This window comes from Mesorhizobium sp. B2-3-12 (assembly GCF_006442205.1).
GTDB lineage: Bacteria > Pseudomonadota > Alphaproteobacteria > Rhizobiales > Rhizobiaceae > Mesorhizobium.
The window spans coordinates 17139-29318 of the sequence record NZ_VFVR01000005.1 but is presented as its reverse complement, the minus strand read 5'-3'; the positions used below and the strand labels follow the sequence as shown (position 1 = coordinate 29318).

The 12180-nt window shown below is 64.4% G+C and carries 12 protein-coding genes; 6 read left to right on the top strand and 6 right to left on the bottom strand.

Features of this window, described 5'->3' with window-relative positions; all coding sequences use genetic code 11:
* Positions 1 to 163 precede the first annotated feature (163 nt).
* The gene (locus FJ948_RS15975; protein ID WP_140705973.1) at positions 164 to 1555 is read left to right on the top strand and encodes a multicopper oxidase family protein; all 1392 of its coding nucleotides are present in this window, start codon (positions 164 to 166) and stop codon (positions 1553 to 1555) included.
* Between the two features lie 32 nt (positions 1556 to 1587).
* Here FJ948_RS15975 and FJ948_RS15970 read toward each other — a convergent pair whose 3' ends face one another.
* From FJ948_RS15970 to FJ948_RS15960, 3 genes are all read right to left on the bottom strand, one after another.
* Entirely contained in the window at positions 1588 to 1875 is a 288-nt protein-coding gene (locus FJ948_RS15970; RefSeq protein WP_140705971.1) for a PTS sugar transporter subunit IIB, read from the bottom strand.
* 21 nt (positions 1876 to 1896) lie between these two features.
* A complete protein-coding gene (locus FJ948_RS15965; protein ID WP_140705969.1) occupies positions 1897 to 2358 on the bottom strand; it encodes a PTS sugar transporter subunit IIA in 462 nt (153 codons plus the stop codon).
* A gap of 71 nt (positions 2359 to 2429) precedes the next feature.
* A complete protein-coding gene (locus FJ948_RS15960) occupies positions 2430 to 3836 on the bottom strand; it encodes a PTS transporter subunit IIC (protein WP_140705967.1) in 1407 nt (468 codons plus the stop codon).
* 342 nt (positions 3837 to 4178) lie between these two features.
* On the opposite strand from FJ948_RS15960, the gene FJ948_RS15955 reads away from it, so the two are divergent.
* Positions 4179 to 5492, top strand: coding sequence for an NAD(P)H-dependent oxidoreductase (locus FJ948_RS15955; protein WP_140705965.1), 1314 nt, complete (start codon positions 4179 to 4181; stop codon positions 5490 to 5492).
* Between the two features lie 184 nt (positions 5493 to 5676).
* Positions 5677 to 5913: a type II toxin-antitoxin system VapB family antitoxin gene (locus FJ948_RS15950; protein WP_140705963.1), complete on the top strand. Its 237-nt coding sequence runs from the start codon at positions 5677 to 5679 to the stop codon at positions 5911 to 5913.
* Between the two features lie 21 nt (positions 5914 to 5934).
* Here FJ948_RS15950 and proC read toward each other — a convergent pair whose 3' ends face one another.
* From proC to FJ948_RS15935, 3 genes are read right to left on the bottom strand one after another with little or no spacing between them, the layout of a single operon-like run.
* The gene (proC, locus tag FJ948_RS15945) at positions 5935 to 6750 is read right to left on the bottom strand and encodes a pyrroline-5-carboxylate reductase (protein WP_140705961.1); all 816 of its coding nucleotides are present in this window, start codon (positions 6748 to 6750) and stop codon (positions 5935 to 5937) included.
* A 60-nt stretch (positions 6751 to 6810) separates the two neighbouring features.
* Positions 6811 to 8139, bottom strand: a complete 1329-nt coding sequence (locus FJ948_RS15940; protein WP_140705959.1) for an O-antigen ligase — start codon at positions 8137 to 8139, stop codon at positions 6811 to 6813.
* A complete protein-coding gene (locus FJ948_RS15935; protein WP_140705957.1) occupies positions 8108 to 9106 on the bottom strand; it encodes a glycosyltransferase in 999 nt (332 codons plus the stop codon). The genes FJ948_RS15940 and FJ948_RS15935 overlap by 32 nt, the downstream gene beginning before the upstream one ends.
* 171 nt (positions 9107 to 9277) lie before the next feature.
* Here FJ948_RS15935 and FJ948_RS15930 point away from each other — a divergent pair, with 171 nt between their 5' ends.
* From FJ948_RS15930 to FJ948_RS15920, 3 genes are read left to right on the top strand one after another with little or no spacing between them, the layout of a single operon-like run.
* Complete coding sequence (locus FJ948_RS15930) at positions 9278 to 10450, top strand: glycosyltransferase family 4 protein (protein WP_140705955.1); 1173 nt, start codon at positions 9278 to 9280, stop codon at positions 10448 to 10450.
* Positions 10447 to 11253, top strand: coding sequence for a WecB/TagA/CpsF family glycosyltransferase (locus FJ948_RS15925; protein ID WP_140705953.1), 807 nt, complete (start codon positions 10447 to 10449; stop codon positions 11251 to 11253). Before FJ948_RS15930 ends, FJ948_RS15925 begins: the two co-directional genes overlap by 4 nt.
* Positions 11250 to 12176 carry a DUF6492 family protein gene (locus FJ948_RS15920; protein WP_140705951.1) on the top strand — a complete coding sequence of 309 codons (927 nt, stop codon included), beginning with the start codon at positions 11250 to 11252 and terminating at the stop codon, positions 12174 to 12176. Before FJ948_RS15925 ends, FJ948_RS15920 begins: the two co-directional genes overlap by 4 nt.
* Positions 12177 to 12180 lie beyond the last annotated feature (4 nt).

Below are 12180 nucleotides of genomic sequence, written 5' to 3'. Positions count from 1 at the left end.
ATCAGCTGCCATCGTCCAGAATGCGTCCCGGCACGGGCACTGCTGGCCGCGTTGCACTGACGGCGAGGGGGCCGTCGCGACCGGCAGCGTTGGCAAACGCATGCCAGTCCGGCTATTACGGCAAAGCTGCGCAGGACAGTCAGCTTTTCCGTTGGAGTGCGACATGACCGTATTTACACGCCGCGGACTGCTCAAGACTGCCGCGGTTGCCGGTGCGAGCGGCGTCGGGCTCGCCGCCATGGGCCGGCTGGGCGGCTTCGCCGCGACGCCTGAGCCGATAGAGCTGCGAACGGCGAAAATCGCGGCCAAGCTGATGGACGGTGGCCAGACCAACAATGTGCTGACCTATGGCAATGCCGGGATGCCGCCGGTGATCAGGATGAAGAAAGGCGAACCCTTCGCCGCGCGCCTGGTCAACGCCATAGACGATCCGACGACCATCCACTGGCACGGCATCCGCGTGCCGAACAAGATGGATGGCGTGCCGTTCCTGGTGCAGCCCTATGTCTATACCGGCGACCATTTCGACTACGCCTTCACCCCGCCGGACGCCGGCACCTTCTGGTACCATCCGCACTGCAATACGCTTGAGCAGATGGGCCACGGCCTGACCGGCGTGATCGTGGTCGAAAACCCGAAAGATCCGAAATTCGATGCCGAAGTGGTCCTCAACCTGCGCGACTGGCGCCTTGGCGACGACGCCCAGTTCATCGACCAGTTCCGGCCGCGCGATGCGGCGAGAACCGGCACTTACGGCACGGTGCGCACCGCCAACTGGCTAGACCAGCCGCGATATGACGCGCCGGCCGGCGGGCTGACGCGTCTGCGCGTCGCGATCACCGATGTCACCCGCATCTATGCCTTTCGCGTCGACGGGGCCGAAGCAATGGTGATGGCGCTGGACGGCAATCCGGTGCCGCAGCGCTTTGCGCCCGACGCCTTGCTGCTTGGGCCCGGGCAACGCATGGAACTCGCCATCCGTATGCCGGACGAGGAGGGCGCGATCGTCAGCCTGCGCGACGTCAGGGGCACCAAGCCCAAGGTTCTCGCGACGCTGCGCGCCACAGGCAATTCGCTGAAGCGGGATAGTCGCGACCTAGCACCGCTGGAGGTCAATCCGGTGGCGGAGGTCGATCTCAGCACTGCCCAGCATATTTCACTGGCGCTAAGCGCTACAGCGGAAAACATCCCCAGCGACGGCATCTGCGGTTCGCTCGGCTACAGTTTCTGGGCCATCAACAAAGTGCCGTGGCCAGGCGATACGCCGGACCCGACCACGCCTTTGGCCGAATTGAAGCTCGGCAGGAGTTACATCATCGACATGGAGAACCTGACGCCGCAATCGCACCCGATGCATCTGCACGGCATGAGCTTCAAGGTGCTGTCGTCATCGACGCGTCCGGTGCAGCCGTGGATTTCGGACACCTACCTCATCCAGCCTAACGAGAAGGTGAGCCTGGGCTTCGTCGCCGACAATCCCGGTGACTGGCTGCTGCATTGCCACATCATCGAGCACCAGAAATCGGGCATGACGAGCTACGTCAGGGTGGCCTGAACCACCCTCGGCAAGGCCGCGTCGTCCGCGACCTACTTGCGCAGCTGCGCCTCGATCTCGTCGAGCACCTTGTCCTTGCCGATGCCGGTGAGGAAGGCGAGGCCCTTGATGACCGGCTTGGTCACTGAAGCCGAGATCGGGGTCGTGGAGACGATGAAGTCGACACTGTCGGCCAGCCCCGGCACTTCGGTCGCCTTGGCCTGTTGCGCGTTGAAGGTAAGGCCGCGCTTCTTCATCGCCTCGGTGACGGCGACGTTGACCGCCGTCGAGGTGGCGATGCCGGTGCCGCAGGCAAAGAGAATTGTTTTCTGTTTGGACATTTGCTGCTCCTCCTTGGGTTATCAGCCGAGCACGGCACGCACGTCGTCGAGGTTCCTGGCCGACCTCAAGCCGTCCAATGCATCGGGATTCTGGATGGTGGCCATGACGGACTGCAGCGCTTCAATCTGCTTGTCCTTGTCATTGATGGCAAGCAGGAAGACGAAGCCGACCGGCAGCTTCTCGTCGGGATCTTCCATGTTGGCGAAGGTCACCGGCTTAATCAGCGTGCCCATCGCGATGCCGGGCTTCAGCACATGCTCGGGATCGGTGTGCGGCACCGCGACATTATCGGCGCGCTCCAGGGGCAGTCCCGTCGGGATGGTCATTTCGCGGCGCACGACCGCGTCGGCATAGGAGCTTTTGACATAGCCGAGAGCCTCGAGCCTGCCCGCGAGGATACGGATGATCTCCTCATTGGTCGAGGCATCCGACCCGAGCACGATCGCTTCGGGATCCAGAAGCTGCATGAGGCCGTCGGACATATCTTGCTCCGTTGGAAATCGTGCGCCCGCGAAGGGCGCACGATCGTGTCAAATTGAGGCGCGATGAAGGGTCAGGCCGTGCCTTCGGCAGGCTCGTCCTCGGCGCCCGCCGCCCGCTCCCAGCCAAGCGTATTGCGGCGATAGAGCACGAACAGGGCGGCTATGACCACCGCGATGAGGATGATGCCAGCAAGCCCAAGCCCTTGGATCGCCTCGATGATCACGTAGGGAACCCACAGGAAGCCGTCGACCACCGAGGTGATCTGCAGCGCATCCGCCGGCAGCTTGAAGCCCGATGCGACGGCGGCACTTGTGAACAGCGGCGCCAGCGCGTTGGCGACATAGAAACCGATCGCCAAGGTCACCGTGCCGATCACCACCATGCGGAACACATTGCCTTTGACCAGCGGCGCGGTCATGGCGACGATGAAGGGGATAACCGCCAGGTCGGCGAACAGGATGACGCGGTTGCCCGGCAGGATCACCGACAGGATGATCGCGATCGGCACCAGGATCAGCGACGACGAGATCGCCGCGGGATGGCCGATCAGGATCGCCGAATCGAGGCCGACGAGAAGCTCGCGGTCGCCGGTGCGCTTGCGCACGAATTCCTGCGCCGCGTCGGAAACCGGAAGCAGGCCTTCCATCAGGATCTTGACCATACGCGGCAACAGCAGCATGACCGCGGCCAGCGTCATACCGGTGCCCAGCACCTTGGCCAGCACCGTGCCGAGATCGCCGGCATTGTAGAAGGCGATGGCGCCGAGCACGAGGCCGATGATCAGGCCAAGCACGACCGGTTCACCGAACACGCCGAAGCGGCGCTCGATGGTTTCGGTGTTGATGTTGATGCGGTTGATGCCGGGAATGCGGTCCATGATCCAGTTCAGGATGATGGCGATCGGCAGGATCTGCGCCGAGGCGAGGTGCGGCACCGAAATGCCGGGCACGCCGTAGAACTGCTGAACCGCGCGCGCCGACCAGTCGGCGAAAAGCAGCGAAAGCGCTGCGACGAGCGCCGCGATCGCAATGCCGTAAGCCAGATTGTTGGTGGCGGCAACGACAAGCGAACCGACGAAGGCGAAGTGCCAGAAATTCCAGACGTCGACATTGAGCGTACGTGTCATGCGCGTCAAAAGCAGCACGATGTTGACCAGGATGCCGACCGGGATGACCCAAAGCCCGACCGACGAGCCGAAGGCGATCGCCGCCGCCGAAGGCCAGCCGACATCGATGATGTCGCGATGGATGCCGGTGTTGGTGACAATGGCCTTGGCCACGTCGCCGATCGACGTGAACATCAGGCCAAGCACGAGGTTGATACCGATGAAGGCGACGCCGATGGTCACGGCGGCGCGAAAGGCCTTGCTGACCTTGGCGCCCAAAACCACGGCAATGATGAAAATGACGATCGGCAGCAGGACTGTCGCGCCGAGCGTGTCGATGGCCCCCTTGAGGCCAGCAAGTAGAGTATCCATTCTTCCTCCCCTGGAGCCGCGGGCTCTGCCCGAAGATGCTCCGTTGATCTCGTCAACGCCTTTGCCGCCTTGGCGCAAAGGCCTCCCCTACCTAACGAGAGGCGGAATGCTCGTCCGAACAGGCTGTCGGAATGAACATTTGCCTTTGTTAGCAAACGAATGTTTTATTGGGGCTGTTCACGGCAATGTCAATTGGCAACCCTTTGGGCCAATAATTCGCGGCGAATGCAGCTTTTCCCGGCGTTTCCGTTGGAAATCGCCGGCCGCGAGCGGTTTCATTGGCACAGCGGACCCGTCCCTGCTAATTCGGCCCCAAATCAAGAAGCTGTGGACATCCCCTGCATGACCAATGTGGCCTTGACCGGACTTGCCCGCGATCTCGCCAGACGCGCGGCCGAGGGCCGCCCCGTGCGCATCGGCGTCATCGGCTCCGGCGAGATGGGCACCGACCTTGTCACGCAAGGCATGCTGATGCCGGGCATCGCGGTCTGCGCAGTCTCGACGCGCCGCCCGCACACCGCGCGCGACGCCATCCGTATCGCCTATGGTGACGAAGGGATGGCGGTCGAGGCCGACGCCGCGTCGACAGTCACCGCGGCGATAGAGGCGGGAAAAATAGCCATCACCTCGAATGAGATGCTGGTCACCAATCCACTGATCGACGTCGTCATCGACGCCACGGGAAAACCCGGCGTCGCCGCCGATTTCGACCTCATGGCGATGGAGCATGGCAAGCATCTGGTCATGATGAATGTCGAGGCCGACGTCACCATCGGCTGCTACCTCAAACAGCAGGCCGACCGGCTCGGCGTCGTCTATTCGGTCGGCGCCGGCGACGAGCCGTCGAGTTGCATGGAACTGATCGAGTTCGCGTCCGCCCTCGGCCTGACCATCGTCTCGGCCGGCAAGGGCAAGAACAACCCGCTCAACCACGATGCCGTGCCCGACGACTATCGCGAGGAAGCGATCCGCCGCAACATGAACCCGCGCATGCTGGTCGAGTTCGTCGACGGCTCCAAGACCATGGTCGAGATGTGCGCCATCGCCAACGCCACCGGACTGGTGCCCGACGTGCCCGGCATGCATGGTCCGAAGGCCGACCGCGACGACCTCGTCAAGGTGTTGATCCCGCGCCAAGACGGCGGCCTCCTGCTGAAGAAGGGTGTCGTCGACTACACCATCGGCAAGGGTGTCGCGCCCGGCGTCTTCGTCATCGTCGAGGCGACGCATCCACGCATTATCGAGCGCATGGACGACCTGCATATCGGCCACGGCCCTTATTACAGCCTGTTCCGGCCCTACCATTTGACGTCGCTGGAAGTGCCGCTCACCGCAGCCCGCATCGTGCTGTTCGGCAAGCCCGACATGGTGCCGCTGCCGAGGCCGGTCGCCGAGGTCTGCGCGGTCGCCAAGCGCGATCTCGTGGCCGGCGAGACCTTCGATGCGATCGGCGAGACGTGTTATCGCTCCTGGACCATGACCGTCGGCGAAGCCCGCGCCCAGCGCGCCGTCCCGGTCGGCCTGCTCGAGGGCGGCAAGGTGTTGAAGCCGGTCAGGAAAGGCGATTTGCTGACGGCCGACAATGCCGCGCCCGACCAGACGACCAGGCTGTTCGCCTTGCGCAAGCTGCAGGATGAGCTTCTGTACGGGAGCTAAGCCTCCCGTTGCCTGGAAAGAGCTAACCGCTACTTCGTCATCCTGGGGCGAAGCAAGGAGCGTAGCGACGCGGCGCAGACCCCGGGATCCATTCCGTGATTTAGAAGCGTTGCGGCGGGTGCAGAATTTTGCTCCGCTGCGCCGTTCGCTTCCATCTGTCAAAATCATCGCGTAGAGGACCCAGATGAAGCTTCACATCAGAAATCCGCGCGCACGCGAGTTGGCGAGACGGCTTGCAGACTTGCGCAATACGTCGATGGCCAAGGCGGTCATCGAAGCGCTTGAATCCGAACTGCGGCGAGAGCAACTCCCACTCGCCAAAAGGCTCGCCATCATAGCTGACGATCTTAGAGCCAAGGCAGGGGCGGGAGGCCGAACCATGGACAAGGACGAGATCAGTGAAATGTGGGGATGGCCCTGACACCTCCGAGCCGTCGCCACCCTACTTTCCCAGTTCGATCGACCTTAGCCGCGCCGCTTCCACCGCTTGCGTGAGGAGGTTGGTCAGCCGGTCCTCGCCCATCAACACGCCAAGCGCGGCCGCCGTCGTGCCGTTGGGGCTGGTCACCTGCTGGCGTAGCACGCCCGGATCCTCACGGCTTTCCGCCGCAAGCGACGCGGCGCCGTAGACGGTCTGCATGGCAAGCAGCCTGGCGGTCGCCGCCGGCAGGCCGGCTTTTTCGGCGGCCACGGTCAGCGCCTCGATGAAATGGAAGATGTAGGCCGGCCCCGATCCTGAGACGGCCGTCACCGCGTCCATAAGGCCTTCGTCGTCGATGGTGGTCACTTCGCCGCTCGCCGACAAAAGATCCGCGACGAAGCGCTTGGCGTCGTCGGAAACCAGGGGGTTGGAATAGACCACCATCATGCCCTTGCCGATGGCGGCGGGTGTGTTGGGCATGCAGCGCACGATCGGCGCGCGGTTGCCGAGGATCGCCTCGAAGGTGGCGGAGGGTGTGCCGGCGGCAATGCTGACGAATGTGGTGCGGCCGTCGCCGAAGCGCTTGTAGGCGGCGGTGACGTCACGGATCACCTGCGGCTTCACGGCGATGACGACGAGGTCAGGCACCGCGTCCGCCGGAATGGCTCCGGCTTCCGCCGCCGTGCCGCAGCCCAAAGCCGCCGCGCGCTGGCGCAGGTCTTCATTGGGCTCGACCACGAAGACCGCCGAGGGTGCAAGCTTGCCGGATTTCAGCCAGCCCGAGAGCATGGCGTAACCCATATTGCCGCAGCCGGCGAGAACAAGCCTGATCGTCATCGAGAGCCCTCCAAGCAAAGGCCATGACATAGACGCTCGCGGATCGGCGGGGAAGCCCTCTCAGGATCGCTGCACGGGCGCGCGCACCGCGATCGGCCGCAGCGACACTTGCCTGAGGCCCAGCACGCCGAAGACGAAGAACAGCCAGACCGGATCGCCGCGATGGAAGAAGAAGCTTTCGAGAAAGGCGTTGAGGGCGGTGAACAGCACCACCATCATGAAGAAATCGCCGAGAAAGATGTTTTCCTTGCGCAGCGGAATGCGCATGTAGTCGCGCAGCGGCGCGATGAGGAAAGTGTAGACAGCGACGCAAAGGGCAGGGATGCCCATCAGCACGGCGATGTCGAGATAACCGTCATGGCCGTGCACGATGGTCCTGATGTCCCACGGGCGGTCAAAGGGCTGGTCCTGGTTGAACAGCAGCGGCGTGCCCCAGAAGCTCTCATAACCGTAGCCGGTCCACGGTTTCTTCGCCAGCATCGAGCCGGCGAACTCCCACAGCGTGGTGCGGCCGGTGTAGGTCATGTCGGGAAAATAGATCGCCGCCAGATGTTTGACCGGCGGCAGGAAGACGATGCCCAGCGTGCCGACCGCCGTGGCGATGACCGCCAGCGCAAACAGGATCGGCGTGCCGAGCCGCATGCCCATCAGGCTCGGGAACATCACGATCAGGATCGAGAACGGCACCAGCCCGGCGGTGGTCTTGGAGCCAGTGTGCAGCATGAAGATCATCGCCGCGCAGAAGATACCAGCGCCCCACCAGCGCTGACCGCGCCGATAGAGATAGAGGCCGGCGAAACTGAAGCAGGCCATGATCGGTCCGGCGATGTTCTTGTGGGTGAACACGCCGCGCCACAGGCCGGCATGTTCGGGCTCCTGCGAGTCGGCCGTGTGCATCGCCTCGTGCGGAAAGGCGAGGAGGCCGAAATAGGACAGGCCCATCACCACGACGGCGGTGAAGATGATGACCCTGGAGAAGGACTCGGCGTCGCGGGGCAGCGCCAGGATCGTTGCCATCGTCAGGATGCCGATCATGGTGAAGGACGCAGCGCGCATTGCCGAGGGCGGATCGGTCGCCAGCACCACCGACAGGAAGAAGAAGCCGAGCATCAGTATCCAGGACGGGCTGAGCAGCGAGCGCACGACGCGCGGATCGGCGAAAGCCGTCAGCGCGAAGATCGAAACAGCGCCGAGCGAGCCGAAGCCGAGCTGGTTGACGATGTCGCCGCCGTCGCCGGTGAGTTCGGCGCCGGCCGGCTGGAACGGGCGGAACGACACCATGATGACGGTGAACAGCAGCGCGGCGATCGCGGTCGCCACGCCGTCGCGCGTGAACGCGGCGCTGAGCGGGGCGCGATCAGTTTTTCTCAGGCTGGCGGTATTGCTCATTGGCATATCCGAATTCGGCCAGCACGCGGCCAAGCGCCACATGGATGGGATAGAGCGCGATCGCCGGCGATCCGGTCCGCGCCAGCCGCATGATGCCGCGAAGCGGCGAGACGGCAAGCAGCGCCAGGCTCTTGGCGAACACCTTGGCACTGCCGAAGGGCGTGCCGGCGCGCTTCTTCTTTTCCACCAGTGTCGAGATGACACCGTTGCGCAGGCTGCGGGCGCGGATCCAGTCGCTCTCGACGCGCCGGGCCGGAACCGTCTCCCGCACCTTGGCTTCGGCGCACCAGCCCAGCACGAAGCCTTTTTGCGCCGACCGGCTGAGAAAGTCGGCGTCGCCGCCGCCCATGAAATTGAATCTGAGATCGAGGAACGGCGTCCCCATGGCGGTCAACACGCCGCGCCCGACCAGAAGATTGCCGGACGAATAGAGCGCGGGCACCCGCCCGGTCTCCCGGTAGGGCGGCGCGAAGACAGGATGGCCGGCCCATTTCACATGGGCGGGATCGGCAAAGACGGGCACTTGCGGGCCGCCAACGATATCGGCGCCGAGCGTTTCGGCAGTGCCGCACATCCGCTCCAGCCATTGCGGATCGGCGAGCTCGTCATCGTCGATGACCAGCAGATGCCGGAAGTTCGGGAAATGCAGGATCGCCGTCTGCCAGCCGGCATTATAGGCGCTGCAATTGCCGCGCTCGTGCGCGATGATGACCATGCCTGGCATCTCGCCGCGTTCGAACAGCGGCAGCGCCGCCTTGGCGCCCTCCCGCGCCTCGGCTTCGTTTTCCATGACGATGACGGCAAAGCGCCTGCCGGTTTGTTGCGCGCGCAGCGATGCCAGCGTCTCCAGCACCTGTTGCGGCCGCTTGAAGGTCGGCAAGGTGACGATCGCTTCGACGGCCTCGACGTCGAGCCGGGGAGACCGTCCCGCGATCGATACCGAACCGTCCAATGGCAAAGGGATCATCCGTGTCCAGCCGCGTCGTGAGTCGCGTTCTGGTAGCACCACGGTTGATAAGGTTTCGTTAATCACCTTGCACGGAGAAGCCCGCCAGGCATGGGCTTTGGCGCGCTGGTCGTGCTCGTTTAATCAAGGGTTCACCGCGCTTTGCTACCGGCTACACCACAGGATAGTGAGATGCATCTGCTGTTCGCCACATCGATCGTGCCCGACGGTGCTCTTGCCTCGGGCTACGAGATCGCCAACGCCGCGGTCATCGCCGCCTTGCGGCGCGCCGGCGCGCGCGTGACGGTCATCGGCTTCACCTGGCCCGGAAAAGTCGCGATGGATCCCGAAAATACGGTGGTGCTAGGTGCGATCGACGTGCGCACCGAAAGTGCTTCCCCGCTGCAAAAGCTCGCCTGGCTCGGCAAGGCAGTATTTTCGGGCCTCACCTTCGCGTCGGTCAAGTTGCTTGCGGTGTCCGAGCACGATGTTCAGTCCGCCATCGAACGAGCCGGTCCGTTCGACGGCTATGTGCTGAATTCCGTGCAGTTCGCCGGCGCTTTCGAAAAGCTCTTGGGGGACCGGCCCTCGATCTTCGTCGCCCACAATGTCGAGCATCTCTCGGCCCGCGAGAATGCCGTTGCCGCCGACGGCATTTTCCAGCGCCTGCTGTTCCGGCGCGAGGCAAGGCTGCTCAAGCTGGTGGAAGAGCGCCTCTGCAGGCGTGCGCGCTTCGTCTTCACGTTGGCCGAGGAGGATCGCGTGGCACTCGGTGTCGCCTCGGATGACCGTTCGGCTGTGCTGCCGCTGGTCACCGGCGCCACGGCGCCAATCCCCAAAGGCCGACGTCCGATCGACTGCGACGCGGCCTTGATCGGCACCTGGACCTGGCAGCCGAACCGCATCGGCCTCGATTGGTTCCTGGGCAAGGTGGTGCCGCATCTCAAGCCTGATTTCCGTATCCGCATCGCGGGCCACATGCCTTACGGCGTCGCCTCGGCGCATCCGGGGGTCGAGTTCGTCGGCCGTGTCCCGGACGCCAGGGCTTTCGTCCGTGGCGCGGCCGTCATCCCGCTGATCAGCACCGCGGGCAGCGGCGTGCAGCTGAAGACCATCGAGACATTCGAGCTTGGTCTGCCCTCGGTCGCAACCAGCCGCTCGCTACGCGGCATCGACCATCGCCCCGCCAATTGCGTGGTCACCGATGACCCGGCCAGCTTCGCCCGGTCACTGGAGGCAGCCGCGGCCGATATCCACGATGTCGATGGCGGCGCCTTCCATCGCCAGCAGGTCAAGGCGCTCGATGCCGCGGTGCGTGTCGGCCTCGAAAAACTCGGCGCTGTCCGGCAGGAGGTGTTCGCATGAACATGCACGCCGCCCGCGCCGCGTTCGGGCTCGACAGTCTGAAAATGATCCTCGGCATCCCGGTGCTCGCCATCCGCTGGAACGATGCGATCGCCCTGCTCAATCGCCTGCTAGCCGAGAAGCGCTTCACCAAGGTGAGCTTCCTCAACGCCCACAATGCCAACATCGCCTATACCGACCCGGTCTTCGCCGAGGCGCTCGACGATTTCCTCATCCTGCCGGACGGCATCGGCGTCGATCTCGCCGCGAAGCTTCTCTACGGGGCGCCGTTTCCCGACAATCTCAACGGCACCGATTTCGTGCCGGCCTTCCTGCAGGCCTCCAAGAGGCGGCTGACCGTGGGGCTGCTCGGTGCGACGCGTGTCAACGCCGAGGCGGCGTCGGTGAAGCTGGCGGCACTTGCCGTGCAGCACGATTTCGTGGTCATTCACGATGGCTATTTCTCCGCCGAACAGGAGCCGGAGATCATCGACCGGATCGCAAAACTGCGGCCGGACATGCTGCTGGTCGCGATGGGCGTGCCGCGCCAGGAGCTGTGGATCGAGCGCCATATCGACGAACGCCACTGCACGCTGCCGGTCGCGGTCGGCGCGTTGCTCGATTTCCTGAGCGGCTCGGTGCCGCGCGCCCCGCTATGGATGCGCCGGCTGAGGCTGGAATGGCTGTTCAGGCTGGCGGTCGAGCCCGGCCGGCTCTGGCGTCGCTACGTGGTCGGCAATCCCGTGTTCCTGTGGCGCGTCGTCAGGCAGAAATGGTCGCGGGGTGCCGAGACCGTCACGGATGTTCCCGGAGAGTTTCGTTGAACAAGCGCTTCGTCCCAGACCCGCTGACCGGCCCGGGCGTGTTGGCGAAAACGCCGACGGCAGCGGTGGTGACGGCAAGCTACGCCCCGGATTTCGAGCGCTGCCGCCTGCTGTGCGAAACGCTCGACCGGCACGTCTCCGGTGCCGTGCGCCACTACATTCTGGTCGAACATCGCGACCTCGCGCTTTTCCGTCAGTTGGAGACCAGCCGCCGCTCGGTCGTCGATGAACGGGACCTCTTGCCGCGCTGGCTGCGCGCCTTCGACGATCCGCTCAGCCTGTTTCGCCGGCGCGTCTGGCTCAGCCTGAAGACCCAGCCGCTGCGCGGCTGGCATGTGCAGCAGTTGCGCCGTATCGCCATTGCGGCGCATGCCGGGGAAGACGTCCTGATCTTCTGCGATTCCGACGTCGCTTTCCTGAAGGCGTTCGATTGCGGTGCCTTCTGGCACGACGGGAAGGCGCGCCTGTTCCGCCGCGATGGCGTGCTTGCCGATGAGGGCCACGACGAGCACCGCCTGTGGTCGCGCAATGCCGGTGCGGCACTCGGCATCGACCCGTCCCGGACATCGGCCCATGATTATATCTCGACGCTGATCGCCTGGCGTCGGGACACGGTGCTTGCCATGTGCGGCCGGATTGAAGAGATCCATGGCCGGGACTGGGTCGAGGTCATAGGCTCGGCGCGCAAATTCTCCGAATGCATGATCTACGGCCGCTATGTCGATGATCTGCTGGACGGAGCCGGCCACTTCCACGGTTCGGAGGAATTCTGCCGCGTCCACTGGACGGGCGAGGCGCTGTCGGACGACGAGTTCCGCCGCTTCGTCGCCGGCATGGCGCCGGAGCAGGTGGCGATCGGCATGCAGTCCTTCATCGGTACCGATATCGGCCGCATCCGCCGCCTGATCGGGCTTGATCGCTGACTTG